The 19,435-nt window shown below is 36.4% G+C and carries 21 protein-coding genes; 19 read left to right on the plus strand and 2 right to left on the minus strand.

The genetic code is table 11. The annotated features are described in order from the left end of the window. Positions 1-164: transposase (locus LRP81_RS21510; RefSeq protein ID WP_230505022.1), on the plus strand; the 164-nt coding region annotated here is incomplete at its 5' end. 118 nt (positions 165-282) lie between these two features. Here the strand turns inward: LRP81_RS21510 and LRP81_RS21515 are convergent. Next, entirely contained in the window at positions 283-531 is a 249-nt protein-coding gene (locus LRP81_RS21515) for a ferredoxin (RefSeq protein WP_063560637.1), read from the minus strand. A gap of 255 nt (positions 532-786) precedes the next feature. Between LRP81_RS21515 and LRP81_RS21520 the strand changes: the two genes are divergently transcribed. The 9 genes from LRP81_RS21520 to LRP81_RS21560 all read left to right on the plus strand — a co-directional run bounded on the left by LRP81_RS21520 (position 787) and on the right by LRP81_RS21560 (position 9,754). Next, positions 787-1,860, plus strand: coding sequence for a helix-turn-helix domain-containing protein (locus LRP81_RS21520; RefSeq protein ID WP_230504991.1), 1,074 nt, complete (start codon positions 787-789; stop codon positions 1,858-1,860). Next, positions 1,850-3,370, plus strand: coding sequence for a RecQ family ATP-dependent DNA helicase (locus tag LRP81_RS21525; RefSeq protein WP_230504993.1), 1,521 nt, complete (start codon positions 1,850-1,852; stop codon positions 3,368-3,370). Before LRP81_RS21520 ends, LRP81_RS21525 begins: the two co-directional genes overlap by 11 nt. A gap of 1 nt (position 3,371) precedes the next feature. Then, positions 3,372-3,995 carry a CPBP family intramembrane glutamic endopeptidase gene (locus LRP81_RS21530; RefSeq protein WP_230504995.1) on the plus strand — a complete coding sequence of 208 codons (624 nt, stop codon included), beginning with the start codon at positions 3,372-3,374 and terminating at the stop codon, positions 3,993-3,995. 21 nt (positions 3,996-4,016) lie between these two features. Beyond that, positions 4,017-4,685 carry a LysM peptidoglycan-binding domain-containing protein gene (locus tag LRP81_RS21535; RefSeq protein ID WP_230504997.1) on the plus strand — a complete coding sequence of 223 codons (669 nt, stop codon included), beginning with the start codon at positions 4,017-4,019 and terminating at the stop codon, positions 4,683-4,685. A 398-nt stretch (positions 4,686-5,083) separates the two neighbouring features. After that, the gene (locus LRP81_RS21540) at positions 5,084-5,530 is read left to right on the plus strand and encodes a DUF2663 family protein (RefSeq protein ID WP_230505024.1); all 447 of its coding nucleotides are present in this window, start codon (positions 5,084-5,086) and stop codon (positions 5,528-5,530) included. A 54-nt stretch (positions 5,531-5,584) separates the two neighbouring features. After that, positions 5,585-6,382 (plus strand): metallophosphoesterase, encoded by a 798-nt coding sequence (locus tag LRP81_RS21545; protein ID WP_317987108.1) that lies wholly within the window; start codon positions 5,585-5,587, stop codon positions 6,380-6,382. A gap of 148 nt (positions 6,383-6,530) precedes the next feature. Next, a complete protein-coding gene (locus LRP81_RS21550) occupies positions 6,531-7,118 on the plus strand; it encodes a genetic competence negative regulator (RefSeq protein ID WP_230504999.1) in 588 nt (195 codons plus the stop codon). A 199-nt stretch (positions 7,119-7,317) separates the two neighbouring features. Beyond that, positions 7,318-8,598 (plus strand): Glu/Leu/Phe/Val family dehydrogenase, encoded by a 1,281-nt coding sequence (locus tag LRP81_RS21555; RefSeq protein WP_230505001.1) that lies wholly within the window; start codon positions 7,318-7,320, stop codon positions 8,596-8,598. A 184-nt stretch (positions 8,599-8,782) separates the two neighbouring features. Beyond that, complete coding sequence (locus LRP81_RS21560) at positions 8,783-9,754, plus strand: YpdA family putative bacillithiol disulfide reductase (RefSeq protein ID WP_230505003.1); 972 nt, start codon at positions 8,783-8,785, stop codon at positions 9,752-9,754. A 122-nt stretch (positions 9,755-9,876) separates the two neighbouring features. On the opposite strand, the gene LRP81_RS21565 is transcribed toward LRP81_RS21560, so the two are convergent. Beyond that, positions 9,877-10,851 carry an asparaginase gene (locus LRP81_RS21565; protein ID WP_263458275.1) on the minus strand — a complete coding sequence of 325 codons (975 nt, stop codon included), beginning with the start codon at positions 10,849-10,851 and terminating at the stop codon, positions 9,877-9,879. A 112-nt stretch (positions 10,852-10,963) separates the two neighbouring features. Here LRP81_RS21565 and prsW point away from each other — a divergent pair, with 112 nt between their 5' ends. From prsW to fni, 9 genes are all read left to right on the plus strand, one after another. After that, complete coding sequence (gene prsW / locus LRP81_RS21570) at positions 10,964-11,614, plus strand: glutamic-type intramembrane protease PrsW (RefSeq protein ID WP_230505005.1); 651 nt, start codon at positions 10,964-10,966, stop codon at positions 11,612-11,614. A gap of 277 nt (positions 11,615-11,891) precedes the next feature. Next, positions 11,892-12,863: a spore cortex-lytic enzyme gene (gene sleB / locus LRP81_RS21575; RefSeq protein WP_230505030.1), complete on the plus strand. Its 972-nt coding sequence runs from the start codon at positions 11,892-11,894 to the stop codon at positions 12,861-12,863. Positions 12,864-12,881: 18 nt separating this feature from the next. Next, positions 12,882-14,222, plus strand: coding sequence for a germination protein YpeB (gene ypeB, locus LRP81_RS21580; protein WP_230505007.1), 1,341 nt, complete (start codon positions 12,882-12,884; stop codon positions 14,220-14,222). Between the two features lie 237 nt (positions 14,223-14,459). After that, positions 14,460-15,113 carry a flagellar brake protein gene (locus LRP81_RS21585; RefSeq protein WP_230505009.1) on the plus strand — a complete coding sequence of 218 codons (654 nt, stop codon included), beginning with the start codon at positions 14,460-14,462 and terminating at the stop codon, positions 15,111-15,113. Between the two features lie 57 nt (positions 15,114-15,170). Further along, positions 15,171-15,350 (plus strand): DUF5359 family protein, encoded by a 180-nt coding sequence (locus tag LRP81_RS21590; protein WP_230505010.1) that lies wholly within the window; start codon positions 15,171-15,173, stop codon positions 15,348-15,350. A 168-nt stretch (positions 15,351-15,518) separates the two neighbouring features. After that, positions 15,519-16,190, plus strand: coding sequence for a (d)CMP kinase (gene cmk / locus LRP81_RS21595; RefSeq protein ID WP_230505012.1), 672 nt, complete (start codon positions 15,519-15,521; stop codon positions 16,188-16,190). Between the two features lie 5 nt (positions 16,191-16,195). Beyond that, a complete protein-coding gene (locus tag LRP81_RS21600; protein ID WP_230505015.1) occupies positions 16,196-16,777 on the plus strand; it encodes a lysophospholipid acyltransferase family protein in 582 nt (193 codons plus the stop codon). A 284-nt stretch (positions 16,778-17,061) separates the two neighbouring features. Beyond that, entirely contained in the window at positions 17,062-18,204 is a 1,143-nt protein-coding gene (gene rpsA, locus LRP81_RS21605; RefSeq protein ID WP_230505017.1) for a 30S ribosomal protein S1, read from the plus strand. Positions 18,205-18,227: 23 nt separating this feature from the next. Next, positions 18,228-19,283 carry a type 2 isopentenyl-diphosphate Delta-isomerase gene (gene fni / locus LRP81_RS21610; protein ID WP_230505020.1) on the plus strand — a complete coding sequence of 352 codons (1,056 nt, stop codon included), beginning with the start codon at positions 18,228-18,230 and terminating at the stop codon, positions 19,281-19,283. The last annotated feature ends 152 nt before the right edge of the window (positions 19,284-19,435 follow it).

Raw genomic sequence — 19,435 nt, forward strand, 5'->3', positions numbered from 1 at the left:
TGTACGCTCAACGCAAAGAAACGGTAGAACGTGCCTTTGCGGATGCAAAAGAAAAGCATGGTATGCGTTGGACCACTCTCAGGGGACTGAAAAAAGTGGCTATGCAAGCGATGCTAACTTTCGCTGCCATGAATCTTAAAAAACTGGCTAGTTGGGCCTGGTAACCTTCTGCCCTTACTAGCAAAATGCCTTAAATCAACGAAACCCCCATTTCAGCTGATGCTGAAATGGGGGTTTGTCTACGGTCTGAACCGAGATCCATTAGGATCTCGGTTTTAGATACTATTCAAATTTTAGTGCGTCACCATCGAACGGCTCATCAGCAATTTTGATGGAATCAGTAGGACAGCCTTCAAATGCGTCCATCATATCGTCTTCTAATACATCAGGAATTTCTACAATTCCTTGGTTGTCGTCAAGTGTAACGAACGCAATGCCTTCATCGTCATAATCGTAGATGTCTGGAGCTGCAGCACCACATGCACCGCAAGCGATACAAGTATCTTTGTCAACAATCGTATACTTTGCCATGAACAAAAACCTCCCAAATTGGTTGCTAGTCAATAGTAAAAACATTTCCAAAAATTAGTTGGAAATGCGTTCCTTATATATATTATTGTAAAACTGTTTGAACAACTTTTCAATAGGAAACTCAATGAGAATGCTTATCACATAAGGCTTTTTCAACATATTGTTAAATTACCCTTCGAAAAGTAGTGATAAACATGACAAAGATTACAAAATTTTGTTAAAATGTCTGTAGGGGAAGAAAGGTGTAGAATATTGGTGAAATCATTCGAATACTTATGTCTTGTTTGTCTACATGCATTTAGAGGTGAAAGAAGTATTTCTGCCATCTATCATTTATTCAAAGGGAAGAAGTCTTCTCAAACCATTCAAGATGCCCATATTTTTTCGCTTCGTGTAGTTTATGGCCTTTTCCCAGAATTAAGTCGAACATATCTCGATGTAACAATAGACAATTTGGTTGAACAAAAAGCCATAAATGGAATAGATTCTGACCATTACATTGTTACGGCTATCGGAAAAGCTACCATCAAAGAAGCATCTACCATTTATCCCTTATCATCTTCTTTAAATGGATATCTTTACAAAGATAAAAGTACAATCTTTTGGAAAAGGTTATCATTGCTCATACAGACTTTATCAAACCTTGCTGGAGCAAAACGATCATTTATCCCTGTACAGTACGAAGAATCTGTGCAAAATTGGGTGAGGTACCACTTGCTAAGTCAAAAAGGGAAAACAAAACGGCAGCTTTTGGACGCTTTGTATATGGAAACTTCCGGTATACTTGAGCAACTTCCTGAAGAGCAAGCAATCGTTTTTGTAAATAGTTTATCAGGTTATATACGGACGGGAAAAACTGTTTCTCAGATTGCCAAGCAATTGCAGACAGACCCTGAATGGATTCAGATTCAGTTTCAATCTGTATTACATACTATGCTAGAAAAGTTCGAAAATAAGCATGCCTCAGAAACCTTTCCGATTCTTTTATCAGTATGTCATGATTTAATGGATATTCCTCAGCTTACTGAAACGGCCCAAAGAAGTATGAAGTTATTAAATAAAGGCTTGAGCATTGACGCTATCGCAAAGGCAAGAAGGCTGAAAATAAGTACAATTGAGGATCATATTGTAGAAATGTCTATGCAGCTGAAAAAATTTCAGATTGAGCCATATATGACAGAGGAACAGCTAAAAACAATAAATACTGCTATAGTGAATCAACAATCTCATCAATTAAGAAAAATTAAAAATTATTTGCAGGATGATACCATTAGCTATTTTCAAATTAGACTCGTTCTTTCAAGAATGGGGGATGGCGATGAATCTTGAGAGCTTGTTAGAAAAAAAGACGGGGTTTACCACATTTAAAACTGGTCAGAAAGAGATCATGGAAGATGTAATTGCTAAAAAAGACGTGATAGCACTGCTACCGACAGGTGGAGGGAAATCCATTTGCTATCAGATTCCAGGTTATGTAATGGAAGGGACCGTTTTAATAGTATCACCACTTTTATCATTGATGGAAGATCAAGTTCAGCAATTCAAGGCAAATGGTGAAAAGAGTGTAGTTGCTATCAATTCATTTTTGTCTTTTTCTGAAAGAGAGCGACTGTTGCAGCTCGATTTATCCACATATAAGTATATTTTCCTTTCGCCTGAGATGTTGCAGGTGGAAAAGTGGGTCAGAAAGTTGCAGAACATAAAAGTTGCTTTGTTTGTTATTGATGAAGCGCATTGTGTTTCTCAATGGGGACACGATTTTAGAACGGATTACCTGAAGCTTGGTGCTGTAAAGGATTCACTTGGCCACCCGCCTTGCCTGGCGTTAACCGCAACCGCAACTACCACTGTGATTAACGATATTCAAGAATATTTGAATATCCAAAGTCCTGCTTTTCACGTTTTTTCACTTGACAGACCCAATATTGCAATGAAAGTTGAGATGTTCCGAAGTAACAGAGAAAAAAACGAAAGGCTGTTAGAGTTGGTAAACAGTTTGCGTAGTCCGGGAATTGTGTTTTTTTCTAGTAGGTCAAAAGTAGAGGAAATAAGTGAATATCTTCAGGAGAATGGTGTAGAGCGTGTCGCTTATTATCACGCTGGTTTATCACAAGAGCAAAGGATTTTAATTCAACAACAGTATATTCATGATCAATTGGATGTTATTTGCTGTACGAGTGCCTTTGGAATGGGAATCAATAAGTCTAACATTAACTATTGTATTCATTACCATCAACCAACTCAATTGGAATCATATGTTCAAGAGATAGGTCGTGCAGGTAGAGGTGGAGATGCAAGCATTGCTATTCTCTTAAAAAGCAAGGAGGATAATACTCTTCCCGGGTTTATACTTGATATGGAACTCCCGGATTTTGAATGGGTATCCACAGTAACTAACGATATTTTAGAAACATATGGAACTATCCAACATATTTCTATTATCCCTGTAAAGGAATGGATGGAAAAGTTCCCTGAACAAGAATCCCATTGGCGCTTTCTAGTCTTCCATCTAGAAAAGTATATTGAAAGCAATGGTTCGCTAGATCAAAATAAAAAGAGCAATTTTCTTCGTATGATAGACGAACAAATTAAAAATAGAACCGCTTATAAAATGGGGAAATTGGCTTATATGAATGACTGGACAGAAGTAGTCACATGTCGAAGAGAAATGATGCTCGCCTATTTTGGGGAGACATTACAAAGAGCTCCTAGTAATTGTTGTGATGTGTGTGGGTTAGATTTAAATGAATTTACCCATTATACGCATGCCGATGAAAAAAAAGGTGAAACAGAAACTTGGGGTAAGCTTTTAAAAAATATTTTTTGGCAGGAAGAATAATGTGAAGAACAATCAAGCAGAACTAGTGAAGCAAATGAGCACTAGAGAACTCCTTTATCACCTATATTTGTCACAATTATTATTTTTTATTATTGCGATAATACTTGCTCTTTGGCTTTTTGACAGTTTTGGGCAGGTAAATGACCTACTTGTATATAATTTTTATGACATCTTTGTTATTGGCACACTGGTTGGAGTTGGGGTAGTTTGCATTGACCTGATTCTGATGAAAATTCTCCCAAAGTCTTTAATGGATGATGGCGGAATTAATGAGAAAATGTTTCAAACGAGATCAGTAACGCATATTATCTTCTTAGCTGGAATTATATCCATTACTGAAGAATTTTTGTTTAGAGGAGTAATTCAAACTCATTTTGGGATATGGATTGCAAGCATATTGTTTGCTGTTCTCCATATTAGATATTTATCAAAATGGGTGTTGTTCTTATCTGTGGTTGTACTAAGCTTTTTGCTAGGCTACCTATATAAATGGACGGGAAGCTTATTCGTTACGATTTGGGCACATTTTTTAATTGATGTGCTGTTGGCATTGAAAATAAGAATGGACTATCTAAAAAGTAGAGATGTCTCTATAAGTAAAGATTCATTAGAAGAGAAAAGTTAATGAAAGCGGGGGTGAAAGAACTTGGAAAATCATAGAGGAAATGATCAAGCAACTAGTTTAAGAGAAGAAGTGCAAAAAGAAGCAGAGCAGTTACCTTCAAGAAGTGAATTGTATGCACATAAACGAAACAACAAACCGAAGTGGAGGGTGAAATTTCCCTTTGTAAAGTTGGTTGGTATTCTATTTTTACTAATACCTGTATCTATTTTGGTCATTTATTTTAACAATGATGATTCTGACATTATTGGGAAACTATTTACACCGTCATTAAAAAATGTGGAATCTATTTCTATGCCGACAGCTGTGTCAGCTAATACTATAAATCAGAAAAATGAATCCACAGCTAATACAGGTCAAACAAATAGTGATACGCCCAAAAAAGAAATAGTGAATACTGATGTAAATAACCAGTCGGAAAGTAAAAAGTCGCCAGTATCTGATAATCAACCAGATACTGCTACCACTCCAGTAACAAATGCTGAAGAAGAAGTGGAATCAAATGAGATAGAAGAACAGCCTGAAGAGGAAACTTATATTGAGCACATTGTTCAGGAAAATGAAACACTATTTAGAATTTCTATGAAATATTTCAATAGTAGAGATGGTGAACTGATTATAAGTAATTATAATAATCTAATAAACGATCAAGTAATCGTTGGTCAAAAATTGATCATACCGGTAAATAATTAACATATCTGTAAGAAAAAAATACTCATATTCAAAAATGAGATCTCTATTCATTCAATGACTGATGTCTCGTAGACTTTAGTAAAAGAGTTTACGTTAGTTACCTATAAAGAATGAGGGGACAAAAGATTTAACTTATAAAAAATCCGAACTATTATTCAAAATTCTTTTTAGAGTTTTGAATTAGTTCGGATTTTATTATCAAATTTTTTCTCTTTACAGTTTTACATTTTACATATATTCAAGTCTTATAAATTCTACTTTAATTAATACGAACTTCTTAAGATATTTGCGATAGCAACAAAGTTTGCGAAAACAGCCTTTCATTATCATATAGACGCTTTTCCCCACATATTTTTCTATAAGGACAAGTTCTGAAATGGGGGATGGAGTTGGAGATAATGATTAAAATGCTTGGTCAACATACAGATGAAGCAACAAAGCAGACACTACAGCTTTTAGTAAATAAAAAAAGGAAGTTCGATAATTTTAAGAAAAGGGAATTAAGATGGCGTATCGCTTGCTGCCTTACTTTAGGACTATTCATTGGATATATTTATTATTTTCTTTTTCATCAATCTTACTCTACTGCTGCCAGTATTTCCTATTTTTTTGACCGGTCTGTGCATTTATGGATTGTCATGTTCATCGGCTTTCAGCTTGGAATGATTAAATATCTTCTATATAAGAAAGATAAGACGGAAAAGGAATACCACGACCTTCGTAAAGAGATGGTGAAGCGTAGTGATGACTATTGGTCACAGCCAGAAGATTGGAAGCAGAGACATTTAGTATATGATATGATGAAAAAAGAATTCGATATTAATCTTTTTCACGAAACGAAATAAGTTCATCGACGGAGTGCTATTCATTAAAGTCGATAGTAAGTATAAACAGCTTGGTTGGAAAGGCAGTGTCAGGATATGTTTCTTTTCCTTGTTGCATTGGCACTCCTCTTTAGTGGTGCCCTTCTTATTTATATGTACAAATTGGCGAATCAAAATAATATTTTAGAACAATCGTTAGCATTTCCAGATTTTCCAGCAAGCTTTGGGAAGGTAACGATATTTTTTATATCAGATATCCACAAACGAACGATTTCTACTGATTTTATCAATCGCGTTAACAAAAAGGTGGACTTTGTGATTATTGGTGGAGATCTCACGGAGAAAAATGTACCAATGGAAAGAGTAAGGGAAAATATTAAACAATTAAAGAAGTTAGGCCTTGTTTTTTTTGTCTGGGGCAACAATGATTATGAAGTGAATTTTCATGAATTGGACTCATTGTTATTGCAACATGGGGTAAAGATATTAGACAATAGCAGTTATTTATTTGAAAGTGAAACAGGAGATAAACTTGAAGTAATTGGAGTGGATGACCTCCTGCAAAATCGTGATAGACTGGACATTGCATTTGAGAACACTAGTAAAATCAGTTTTAAGATCCTTGTTAGTCATTATCCGCAAATTGTGGAACGTTTAAATGATACACATTCTGTTTCTCTAGTGTTAACTGGCCACACACATGGAGGACAAATAAGAATATTTGGTTTTGGTCCGTATGAAAAAGGTGGCATAACACACCTATCCAACACTACACTGCTTGTAAGTAATGGATATGGAACCTCAATAGTACCACTACGTCTTGGGGCTGCTCCGGAAACACATCTTATAACAATTACAACTAATAATGCATAACATGGCTATATCGGTTCGCATTTTTTAAAGGATTAATTATTTTATTTGTTTAACCATTCACATTCGATGTATCTATCAAGAACCAACTAGCTCCTCCTTTCATAAAATAGAAGAAGTTCAAGGGTGCAAAGGTTAGGAGGAGTCTTTCATGCGGCTGGAACGATTAAACTACAATAAGATAAAGATATTCCTCACATATGATGACCTAGAAGAACGTGGGTTAACTAAAGAGGATTTGTGGAAAGATTCGCAAAAGGTTCATCAGCTGTTTCGGGATATGATTGATGAGGCTAGTGCGGAATTAGGTTTTGAGGTGAATGGCTCTTTGAATGTGGAAGTATACGCACTCCAAGCACAAGGTATGGTAGTTATTGTGACCACTTCAGAAGACGAAGATTTGGAAGACGATTTTACCGATGATTATATCGAAATGCAGGTGACTGTGGATGAAAGCCAAGAATTATTCTTTGTATTTCAATCATTTGATCACCTAATTGATTTAGCGAAAAGACTGAAAAACCTACAAATAGATGGTGGAACCATATTTGCATATGAACAAAGATTTTATCTCCTTCTTGAAGAAGAAATAGGAAGCAATATGTGCAAAGATACATTAATTGCCCTTTTATCTGAATATGGTACTCCTTCAACAATGACCACACATAGGATAGAAGAGTACGGAAAAATGATTATTAAGCAACAAGCGATGGAACAATTAAACCTTTACTTTGACTAAATTACAGCTTATCCTACAAATATATTTTGTAGGATAGGCTGATAGTATTTTCAGACAATTCTTACGCTTTGTAATCGGTTACATTTTTTTGATAAAAGTTTATTTTCCATCTTTGCATAAAGGTATGGAAGGTGTATACTATGTCATGAAGATGGACTACAATATTTTATCAATGTGAGACAATCTAGGAGGTTTACTGATGGTAGCCGAGAAAAGCAATGATCAGAAGAGTTCTAACGAAGATAAGTTGGATGTATTAAAATCGACACAAGTTGTTATACATAAAGCGCTTGAGAGGCTAGGCTATCCCGAAGAAGTATACGAGTTGCTTAAAGAACCGATGCGTTTGCTGACAGTAAAGATACCTGTTCGGATGGATGATGGATCTGTAAAGATCTTCACAGGTTATCGCGCACAGCATAATGATGCAGTTGGCCCTACAAAAGGTGGTATTCGCTTCCACCCGAATGTATCTGAAAAAGAAGTTAAAGCATTGTCTATCTGGATGAGCTTGAAGTGTGGGATTGTTGATCTCCCTTATGGTGGAGGAAAGGGAGGAATCGTGTGTGACCCACGAGAAATGTCTTTTCGTGAATTGGAAAGACTAAGCCGTGGATATGTACGTGCAATTAGCCAAATTGTAGGTCCGACAAAGGATATACCTGCCCCAGACGTCTTTACCAACTCACAAATAATGGCATGGATGATGGATGAGTATAGTAGAATAGATGAATTTAACTCACCAGGATTTATTACAGGAAAACCTCTTGTACTTGGTGGTTCCCATGGTAGGGAATCTGCTACTGCAAAAGGAGTTACCATTTGTATTCGTGAAGCTGCGAAGAAGAAAGGCATCCAAATTGAAGGGGCAAAAGTAGTAGTCCAAGGGTTTGGAAATGCAGGAAGCTATCTAGCAAAATTTATGCATGATGCAGGTGCGAAAGTCGTTGGAATATCTGATGCATATGGTGGCCTCTATGATCCTAACGGTTTGGATATCGACTATTTACTTGACCGCAGAGACAGTTTTGGAACAGTAACCAAACTTTTTAATAACACGATTACGAATAAAGAACTATTGGAATTAGAATGTGATATTCTTGTACCTGCAGCAATTGAAAACCAGATTACGGAAGAGAATGCACATAATATCCGCGCTAAAATTGTGGTAGAGGCTGCTAATGGTCCTACTACGATTGAAGGGACACAAATATTGACTGACCGTGGCATTTTATTAGTTCCTGACGTACTAGCAAGCGCAGGTGGTGTAACAGTATCCTACTTTGAATGGGTACAAAATAACCAGGGATATTACTGGACAGAAGAAGAAGTAGAAGAAAGACTTGAAAAAGTTATGGTGAAATCGTTTAACAATGTTTATGATACTTCCCAAAGCCGCCGGGTGGATATGAGACTGTCCGCTTACATGGTAGGTGCTCGTAAGATGGCCGAGGCTTCTCGTTTCAGAGGATGGATTTAATCATTTGCACTGTGTCTCACAATCCCCTATCATATAATGATAGGGGATATTTGCTATTGGACTTTTTACTTACATGTTACATGCAGAAAAAGAGTTCGCCAGTAACAACGAGAGTCAATTAAAGTTCGTAAAAGCAATTAAGTTTGCGAAAACAACCATAAAGTAAGACGGAGTTGAAGCAAAAGTGATAGAAAGAGATGCCATAATCGTTGGTGGAGGTCCTTGTGGTCTAGCGGCTGCAATTGCTTTACAAGAAAAAGGATTCTCACCGCTTGTAATTGAAAAAGGAAACATTGTAAATGCAATTTATCATTATCCGACACATCAAACATTCTTCAGCTCCAGTGAAAAATTGGAAATTGGAGATGTTCCATTTATTACGGAAAACAGAAAACCCGTGCGCATTCAAGCACTGACCTATTATCGTGAAGTTGTAAAACGAAAAAATATAGAAGTGAATGCCTTTGAAAAAGTGGAGAAAGTAAAGAAACAGTTGGATGGTTCCTTTCATATTTATACCACCAAACAAACGTATTCAACTAATTATGTTATTATTGCAACTGGTTATTATGATAATCATAATAAGCTCGATGTTCCAGGAGCTGATCTACTAAAAGTATCTCATTATTTTAAAGAAGGGCATCCATATTTCCATAAAAAAGTTGCTGTGCTTGGAGGAAAAAACTCTAGTGTAGACGCCGCATTGGAATTAGTAAAAGCTGATGCAGATGTAATCGTTATTTATCGGGGAAATTCCTATTCTCCTAGTGTAAAGCCTTGGATTCTTCCGGAGTTTGATGCATTAGTCCGTAATGGAACGATTCAAATGGAATTTAATGCTTCTGTCAAAAAGATAACAGAAAAGGAATTAACTTATATCAATGGAGATGGGAATGAAGTAGTCATTGAAAATGATTATGTGTTTGCCATGATTGGCTACCATCCTGACCATTCATTCTTAACAAAAATGGGTGTTGGAATTGATGATAGTACTGGACGTCCAACTTTTAACGAAAATACAATGGAAACAAATGTAGAAGGAATCTTTGTCGCAGGAGTAATTGCAGCTGGAAATAATGCGAATGAGATTTTTATAGAGAACGGGCGATATCATGGTGGTTTAATTGCTGCGTGTATTGAGAATAGAAAAAAATAATAACGCTAGGAACGAAAAAACGGTCCGTTTGAAATGTCACTTTTCAAACGGACTGTTTTTTGAGGTAGAAGTTGTAATATTTAATTAGGAGAAAGCAGATCAGCAAAAATTTTTCATAATCATTACTTCAAGAAAAGTTCCTGTAGTCTAGCAAGATCATTGGTGCTCTCCAATGCAATCATTAACTTTATCCTTGCTTTTTGCCCGTTTAGCCCATTAGAAAAAATGACGCCTAGTTCTTTCAACTTACGGCCACCACCTTCATACCCATAAATATCTTGGACAATACCATTAAAACAGCGGGACACCATCACTACTGGAATTCCTGCTTCTATTAACGTTTTTATCCCTTCAACCGCACTTGGAGGAACATTCCCTTGTCCAAGAGCTTCTAGAATGATTCCGTCTACTTGTGTTTCTTTTAACAAATAAAAAATGCTTGATTCCATTCCAGCATATGCTTTTAAAAGCATCACTTTTTTATGTATCGTTTCCACCTGATATTTATCATTCGCAACTGGTGAATGATGGAACACTGCTCCGCGCTTTGTTACAATTCCAATTGGGCCATATTGTGGACTTTGGAATGTAGCAATATTGGAGGTGTGAGTCTTGGTGACATTTTTAGCAGTGTGAATTTCGTCATTTAAAACGACTAACACTCCTTTATCACTTGCTTCTGCAGTTGCTGCCACTTTTATGGATGAAAGTAAATTATATGGTCCATCAGAACCTATTTCATTGCTTGAACGCATTGCACCAGTAAGTACTATCGGTACTTTAGTTTGAACGGTTAAATCCAGAAAAAATGCAGTTTCTTCTAATGTATCTGTGCCATGTGTAATGACAAACCCATCAACCACTTTTTCATTAGATATTCGCTCAATGAAATTGGTGAGCTTTAGCATATGTTGGCTTGTGATATGAGGAGATGGTAGATTGAATAATTCATGGCTCTCAATATGTATTTGCTCATCAACAACTAAAGGGGTGCTAATCAATGGGTTCTGTTGTCCTGGCGAAACAGCACCAGTCTGTTCATCTTCAGACATTGAGATAGTTCCACCTGTATGAATAATAAAAATTTTCTTTTTCAAAGTAATTCCCCTCCATAACTTGCAAACAATTCCCATAAGTTTTGACATATTATTTCAATAAATACGATAACATGTTACGATAAAAAAAAACAGATTGAAACGAGGCTTATTTATGCTGGCAGTTGTATCCGCCGGGATTGCTCCAGGCTTGGCATTATTATCTTACTTTTACTTAAAAGATAAATTTGAAAAAGAACCGATTTCTTTTGTATTTAAAATCTTCATGTTTGGCGCATTATTGGTTTTTCCTCTTATGTTCATTCAATATGTCATTCAGTTAGAATTTAATGTATCTTCCCATTTTGTGAATGCCTTTCTAGTGTCAGGTTTACTTGAAGAGTTCTTTAAATGGTTCGTTTTAATATATTTGGTTTACCATAATATCCATTTTGATGAACATTATGATGGTATTGTATACGGAGTGGCGGTTTCACTTGGTTTTGCAACTGCTGAAAACATCTTGTTTTTGATTGCAAATGGAGTAGAATTGGCATTTGGAAGAGCGATTCTTCCCGTGTCTAGCCATGCCCTATTCGGTGTGATCATGGGGTACTATTTAGGTAAAGGGAAATTTTCTTTTCATTCAAAACAGAGAAAGAAATGGATTATGTTATCCATTTTCATTCCATTTTTTTTACATGGGATGTATAACGTAATTATACTCTCACAAAAATATTGGGGCCTTTATATGGTTCCATTCATGATTTTTTTGTGGTGGCTAGGATTAAGAAAGGTGAAATTAGCCAATACATTGCAAATTTAACTCCTTAAAGTTTAATTATTAAACTTTGAGGGGTTTTTTTGTTAATTCTGTCGTGAGTAAGTGCAGATTTTTATATAAAAATTCAATCTGGCCAAAGTTTAACTGGCATATGGCAGTATTCTTTCATTTTTTAGCTAAAAACGAAATCTAAGTATATTCTATTTCTGTCAATGAATCTGTATAAAATACCAATATCTACAGAAAATACAATTTAACAATTGCTTAAAGTAGACAAAGGAGGAAATGTAAGGTGAAACGGATACTGTTAATTTCATGTATGTTTCTAGTAAGCGCATGTATGTTATTTTCGATAAATCAGCCTTCGGTTAGTGCCTTTTCTGAACAAATCATACAGAAAGGAGCAACTGGGAATGATGTTGTAGAATTACAAGCTCGGCTCCAATATAATGGCTATTACCATGCGAGAATTGATGGGGTGTATGGTTGGACAACGTATTGGGCAGTGAAAAATTTTCAACAGGAATTCGGGCTAGACGATGTCGATGGGTTAGTGGGACCGAAAACAAAAGCAATGTTAGAAAAAAGCACGAAGTTTTATAAAGAATGGGTCCATCAACAAATTAATTCTGGAAAAAGATTTACTCACTATGGTGGAATGGAATTGAAATATCAGGTAGAACCGTCCCAGGCAACAATTAATAAGGCAAAGCAAGGTGCTACTAATCAGTGGCAACAGCAAAAAACACAATTCCAAAAACAAGAAGCAGAACCTCAAAAGGAACCTGCAAAACCAGCACCACAAGAGCAACCAGCGCCACAAGAGCAGCCGGCACCACAAGAACAGCCAGCACCACAAGAGCAGCCAGCACCACAAGAGCAACCAGAGGAAGCAGCGGAAGACGCACAGAGTGCAACTAATATGCCAGGTGGATTTTCTGAAAATGATATTCAATTAATGGCGAATGCAGTTTACGGTGAAGCCCGCGGGGAGCCGTATGAAGGTCAAATTGCAGTTGCGGCAGTTATTTTGAACCGAGTTAATTCTCCTACTTTTCCAAATACAGTTTCCGGTGTGATCTTCGAACCTTTGGCTTTTACTGCAGTTGCAGACGGTCAAATTTGGCTTACTCCAAACGAAACAGCAAGACGAGCAGTTTTAGATGCAATTAATGGCATGGACCCATCTGAGGGAGCTACTTACTATTTCAACCCGGATACAGCGACAAGCGGCTGGATTTGGGGTCGTCCACAAATAAAAAGAATCGGCAAACATATTTTCTGTAACTAAAGAAGAGGGTGAAAAATAATGTTGAGACTTATAATTATCGCTGTTTTAGCAATTGCAGTAGCAGGAACAGGGTATTGGGGCTATCAGGAGCATCAAGATAAAAACGCAGTCCTCATTAATGCGGAAAATAATTATCAACGTGCTTTTCATGACCTTGTATATCATGTTGACTTGCTTCATGACAAAATAGGTACTACATTAGCCATGAGCTCAAGGCAACAACTTTCTCCATCCTTTGCAGAGGTGTGGCGGATAACGTCTGAAGCACAAAACGATGTTGGTCAACTACCTTTATCTCTTCTTCCTTTTAATAGAACAGAGGAATTTCTCACAAATACCGGTGAGTATACGTACCAAGTGGCGGTAAGGGATCTAGATAAAAATCCACTATCAGATGAAGAGTATAATACGCTTCAAACTTTGTATCAAAAATCGGATGAGATTCGTCATGAACTAAGAAAAGTGCAAAACATGGTAATGAACAATAACCTCCGTTGGATGGATGTAGAGCTTGCGCTTTCTGCAAAAGATCAACCTCAGGATAATACCATTATTAATGGATTTAAAACGGTTGAGAAAAATGTGGAAGGTTACGATGAATCAGACTTTGGACCAACTTTTACTTCCATGAATCAAGACGAAAACCGTTTTAGTCAACTTACAGGAAAAACGATAACGAAGGATGAAGCGAGGAAGATTGCAGATAGATATTTAGAGCTTGAAGGAAATGAAGAAATAACCATTACAGAAAATGGAGAAGGTTCCGAGTTAGAATTTTACAGTCTAAAAATTGTTGATAAAAATCAACAAGACACCTATATGGATATATCCAAAATAGGTGGTATCCCAATATACCTAGTACAAAATAAAGAATCTAAAAAGAAAAATATAAATTTAAATGAAGCAACCGAAAAAGCTAGGAATTTTTTAAAACAGAACAATTTTGATACGCTTGACTTATACGAAAGTGTGGAATACAACAAAATCGGGATATTCAATTTTGTATCCAATACTGATGGTGTAAGAATATATCCTGACTCCATAAAAATGAAAGTAAGCTTAGAAACAGGTGAAATAGTTGGGTTTTCTGCAAAAGATTACTTAATGTCTAACCACTTACGTGAGATACCAGAGCCTAGTATCACTTTGGAAGAGGCCAAGCAGCAAATAAATGAGAAAGTAATGATAATGGAAGACTATTTAGCAGTCATTCATAATGATATTGGTGAAGAAGTCCTTTGTTATGAGTTTTTAGGAACCATTGACAATGATACGTACCAAATCTTCATCAATGCTAATGATGGCAGAGAAGAAAAAGTGGAGAAACTAAAAAATCCTGAAGTGTTATATGATTTGTAAACATTTAGAGGAAAAGTCAAATTGGGCTTTTCCTTTTTTATTGTCTAGCTCCAGCACCAAGCCTCTTCGAGGTCATAATCCGACCTGTCAAGAAGATGAAAAGCAACCTTTTTGCAATCTCGTCTTATGCTGGTCGGGGCTGAACGAACACTTGCGCTTTTCTTACTTTAAGTGGTTTAATAGAAATAAATAGAAAATAAAGAAAGTTTTTGGGAAAGTGGTTAAGGGGGCAGTTTCTTGTTAAAGCCAGGTGTTGTATTGACTCTTCAATTGCGAAATGATGAAAGAGTGGAAAAATACAGATGTAAAGTTCAGGAAGTAAAAGAAAAAGAGTTTTATGTTGATTATCCTTCTCACTATATGAATGGGAAAACCACCTATATTTTGAATGGTACACAATTGTTTATTTCCTTTGTAACAGAGGAAGGAATCGCCTATACATTTGATAGTGAAGTATTAGGGAGAAGCAAACAAAAAATACCGATGATACAATTATCATTTCCCGGTTATGAGCGAGTGGTGAAAATTCAAAGAAGGCAATATGTCAGAGTGGAAAGCACATTAGATGTTTCAGTTCATCCATTCTCAACTAGTATTGTCCCATTTATTGCGGTTACTCACGATGTAAGTGCAGGTGGTGCTGCCTTGGTCCTGCCAAATGGCGTCGCGCTTCCGGAAAAAGAATATATACTCACTACCTTTGTCCTGCATTTTAGTAATGGAGATATTCACTATCTAAAGTTGAAAAGCAAGGTGATCCGTTTAGTGAGCTTTGGGGAGAAAAGAGTCCGAGCCTCCTTGCAATTTGACTCTATTAATGAAAATGAGCGACAAATAATTAGCAGATATTGCTTTGAACAACAGTTATTATTGAGAAAAACACAGGTATGAGCATAATACCTTCCATATACACCCATAATAGATGATAGGTGAAATGGAGGGTTTATCTTGAAAACACTTGAAAGAATAATAATCAAACTCATAATCATACAATTATTGTGTCTTGTTTGTGCACAAGGAATACTGTTATATACTGATGCAGGTTCACTTTTAAGTAAAGTTATACAGTATGAAGGTGTAGGTGGGATGAAGATAATTGAACATATAGAAACATTCGACCAAAAATAATCAGTGTGGTAGAATATGAGGGGGCATTTTGTGAAAAAACAGGAACGCTCCCCAGTCTGACGATTTTTTAAATCAGTCTTACTAATTTAATAATGATAATAATCTTCACACAGTGCAGGGAAACCTGCTTTTTCTATGTGTAAAAGATATGTAAATTCAGGAGGAACTATGAAACAATATTCAATTGCAATTGATGGACCGGCAGCTGCTGGAAAAAGTACAGTCGCCAAAATTGTGGCAAGCAAGCTTGGTTATTTATATATAGATACAGGGGCAATGTACAGGGCGATAACATTTGAAGCTATCCGTAACAATGTTAATTTAGAAGATGAAGCCTCCTTACAGATACTTTTAGCGAAAACGGATATTGACCTGCGTCAATATGACGATAATAATCAACATGTTTTTGTAAATAATGAAAACGTAACAGAAGAGATCAGAACTCATCAAGTAACAAATAATGTTTCTATTGTGGCAAAGCATAAAGTAGTACGTGAAGAAATGCTGGTAAGACAACGCGCACTTGGTGAAAGAGGTGGCGTTGTAATGGACGGTCGAGATATAGGAACCCATGTACTTCCAGATGCTGAAATAAAAGTATTTTTATTGGCATCAGTAGAAAAAAGGGCACAAAGGCGGCATGCAGAAAATTTATCTAAAGGATTTGAATCAGATTTAGATAAATTAAAGCAGGAAATAGCACTTCGAGATAAAATTGACTCAGAAAGAGAAAGTGCACCACTTAGAAAAGCCAATGATGCAAAAGAAATAGATACAACCTCCCTTACGATTGAAGAGGTAGTGGATAAGATCATGACACTTGTAACGGAAAGGGACTAAAGACTATGACTTTTTACTCGTTTGCTAAATTTGTTGTTTCTGTCGTACTCAAGCCTCTATATAGGATTCAAATAGAGGGAACAGAAAATATCCCAAAAGAAGGAGCGGTACTCCTTTGCGCTAATCATATAGATAACCTGGATCCACCAATAGTAGGGATAACTTCTCCGCGAACAGTTCACTTTATGGCTAAAGAGGAAGTTTTCCGAGTACCGGTATTAAAAACAATATTACCAAAGGTGCATGCTTTTCCAGTAAAAAGGGGAATGAGTGATAGAGAGGCATTAAGGAATGCTTTAAAAGTTTTAAAGCAAGGTAATGTTCTAGGACTTTTTCCTGAAGGAACAAGAAGTAAAACTGGTGAACTTGGAAAAGGATTGGCAGGTGCTGGATTTTTTGCACTTCGTTCAGAATCCTTTGTCGTCCCATGTGCTATTATTGGTCCATATAAGTTGTTTAAGCCAATTAGGGTGATCTATGGTAAACCGATAGACTTTACTCAGTACCGTGTTAACAAGGTTTCAGCAGAAGAAGCGACATTAATTATTATGGATTCCATTCGTGAAATTATTGAAAAAAACAAATAGTTTAAGAGTTTTGACTTGACAAAATGTACTATTTATTAGACCTTAGTAGAAGGAAGTTAAATAGTGCAAAAAAATTATTTTGTAGTATTTATAAGTAAAATAAACAATAATTTCATTGGCAGTTCTAATTGTTCTGTCTATTCAATCAAGTAAGTTAACAACGGTTAATTTATAATTATTACACGAAACAAAATCAACTTTTTGTAATGTACGTATGTTTGGGCTATTGGCCTTTACTTACATAAATAATGGATTAGCTGGTTTGTATGGAGGAGGTAATAATGATGGTGGAAGACATGAATCAAGTAGAAATTAATAATTTAGAAGTTGGCGACAAAGTAACGGGTACTGTTACGAAAGTCGAAGAAAAACAAGTATTGGTGTCCATTGAAGGTAGTAAGCTTGATGGCATTATACCAATCAGTGAATTATCCAGTCTACATGTAGAAAAAGCAACAGACGTTGTATCAGAAGGGCAAGAACTTCAATTGAAAGTAACAAAAGTAGAAGAGGAATTGCTTGTACTCTCCAAAAAAGCGGTGGATGCTGACTTGGCATGGGAAGAACTTCAAGAGAAGTTCGAATCCAAAAAAGTTTTTGAAGCTGAAATCAAGGATGTTGTAAAGGGTGGACTTGTAGTAGATTTAGGTGTACGTGGTTTTGTCCCTGCATCTTTGGTTGAAAACTACTTTGTGGACGATTTTTCCGATTACAAGGGGAAAACACTTACATTTAAAGTAGTAGAGCTTGAAAAAGAAAAGAATCGCGTAATCCTTTCTCACCGCGCAGTTGTGGAAGAAGATTTACAGAATAAAAAACAACAGTTGCTAGATACTATAGAAACAGGACAAGTGCTAGAAGGAACCGTTCAGCGTATTACTGATTTTGGCGCTTTCGTTGATATTGGTGGTGTAGATGGTTTAGTTCACATTTCCCAACTATCGTACGAACACGTAGGGAAGCCGTCTGATGTCGTAACGGAAGGCCAACAAGTAAATGTAAAGGTCCTTTCAGTGGATCGCGACAATGAGAGAATTTCCTTATCTATTAAAGAAACATTACCTGGACCATGGGCTAAAGTATCAGAAAAACTATCTACTGGAAGTGTAACAGAAGGGACCGTAAAACGTTTAGTTTCCTTTGGTGCATTTGTAGAAGTTTTACCCGGGGTAGAAGGATTAGTGCATATTTCACAAATTTCTAACAAGCATATCGGAACTCCTCATGAGGTTCTTACAGAAGGGGATACAGTTAAAGTAAAAGTCCTAGATGTAAATGAATCAGAGCAAAGAATTTCCTTGAGTATCCGTGAGTTAGAAGAACCAGAAGAGGAAGAAGACTACAGTCATTATAATCAGCAAGAGGATTCTAGTGGATTTCAGCTTGGTGAGATGATTGGCGATAAATTAAACAAATTAAAAAAATAAACGAAATGTCTAGGTGATTTACGGTGAGCAGAGCCAAAAGGAAAATGGACCATATTCAACATGCATTAAAAACGGGTCAGCTTCAACAGACCAGTTTTGAGGATGTTAAGTTTGTTCATCAAAGCCTGCCAGACCGTGCTGTAACAGACATTGAATTAAATACAAAGGTAGGCGAACTTACAATGAGTTCGCCTATTTTTATCAATGCAATGACTGGCGGCGGCGGGCAAGATACATATGAAATAAACAAAGGACTCGCTGAAGTGGCAAAAGTATGCAAGATAGGCATTGCCGTTGGTTCCCAAATGTCTGCACTAAAGGATAAAAGTGAGTCAGATACATACAAGATTGTCCGTAAAATAAATCATGACGGCATTATTTTTGCAAACTTAGGCAGTGAGGCATCAGTTGAACAAGCAAAGCGAGCGGTGGATATGCTAGAGGCAAACGCGATGCAAATTCATTTGAATGTTATACAAGAGCTAGTTATGCCTGAAGGTGATCGGGATTTTAGAGGAGCTCTCAAGCGAATAGAAAAAATAGTTAATTCTATCCCTGTCCCTATAATTGTGAAGGAAACAGGATTTGGAATTAGCAAAGAAACTGCCAAAAAACTAGCAGATGTTGGTGTCGATATCATCGATGTTAGTGGTTTTGGTGGAACAAATTTTTCGAAAATAGAGAATGCACGTCGATTCGATAAATTAAGATTTTTTAATGATTGGGGCATAACTACAGTAGCTTCCATTGTAGAAGTAAAGCAATCTGTTTATGGTTGCAACATTATCGGCTCTGGAGGAATCCAAGATCCCGTAGATATTGCAAAGGCTATTTCTTTAGGTGCTTCTGCAGTTGGTGTCGCTGGCCACTTCCTTAAATGTTATATGGATAATGGTCAGGAAGGTCTATTAAATTTAATTTCGAAAACGAGTGATGAATTAAAATGGATAATGACTGCTGTCGGTGCCTCTACCATTGAAGAATTGCAACAGGTACCGTTAGTGATAGCAGGCGAAACATACCATTGGTTAACTCAAAGGGGTATAGACTGCTCCATTTATAGTAATCGAACACTATAATCTAATAAGAAGAACAGCCCTTAAATCGTTAGAGGGCACTGAAAAACTCCAATATTTATTAAAGGCAGTTGAAAGTTAAATGAACTTTCAGCTGCCTTTTTATTTTATAATATTGTTATCAAATGTATGTAGGTGGTATCCAAGTGATTTCA

The sequence above is a fragment of the Sutcliffiella rhizosphaerae genome (assembly GCF_917563925.1).
GTDB classification, from domain to species: Bacteria; Bacillota; Bacilli; order Bacillales; family Bacillaceae_I; genus Sutcliffiella_A; species Sutcliffiella_A rhizosphaerae.

What these genes read in the sequence shown, in the direction of transcription:
- LRP81_RS21515 (WP_063560637.1), bottom strand. Translation starts at nt 531, where the DNA reads ATGGCAAAGTATACGATTGTTGACAAAGATACTTGTATCGCTTGCGGT.
- LRP81_RS21525 (WP_230504993.1), top strand. Translation starts at nt 1,850, where the DNA reads ATGAATCTTGAGAGCTTGTTAGAAAAAAAGACGGGGTTTACCACATTT.
- LRP81_RS21540 (WP_230505024.1), top strand. Translation starts at nt 5,084, where the DNA reads ATGATTAAAATGCTTGGTCAACATACAGATGAAGCAACAAAGCAGACA.
- LRP81_RS21550 (WP_230504999.1), top strand. Translation starts at nt 6,531, where the DNA reads ATGCGGCTGGAACGATTAAACTACAATAAGATAAAGATATTCCTCACA.
- LRP81_RS21555 (WP_230505001.1), top strand. Translation starts at nt 7,318, where the DNA reads ATGGTAGCCGAGAAAAGCAATGATCAGAAGAGTTCTAACGAAGATAAG.
- prsW (WP_230505005.1), top strand. Translation starts at nt 10,964, where the DNA reads ATGCTGGCAGTTGTATCCGCCGGGATTGCTCCAGGCTTGGCATTATTA.
- sleB (WP_230505030.1), top strand. Translation starts at nt 11,892, where the DNA reads ATGTTTCTAGTAAGCGCATGTATGTTATTTTCGATAAATCAGCCTTCG.
- ypeB (WP_230505007.1), top strand. Translation starts at nt 12,882, where the DNA reads ATGTTGAGACTTATAATTATCGCTGTTTTAGCAATTGCAGTAGCAGGA.
- cmk (WP_230505012.1), top strand. Translation starts at nt 15,519, where the DNA reads ATGAAACAATATTCAATTGCAATTGATGGACCGGCAGCTGCTGGAAAA.
- LRP81_RS21600 (WP_230505015.1), top strand. Translation starts at nt 16,196, where the DNA reads ATGACTTTTTACTCGTTTGCTAAATTTGTTGTTTCTGTCGTACTCAAG.
- rpsA (WP_230505017.1), top strand. Translation starts at nt 17,062, where the DNA reads ATGGTGGAAGACATGAATCAAGTAGAAATTAATAATTTAGAAGTTGGC.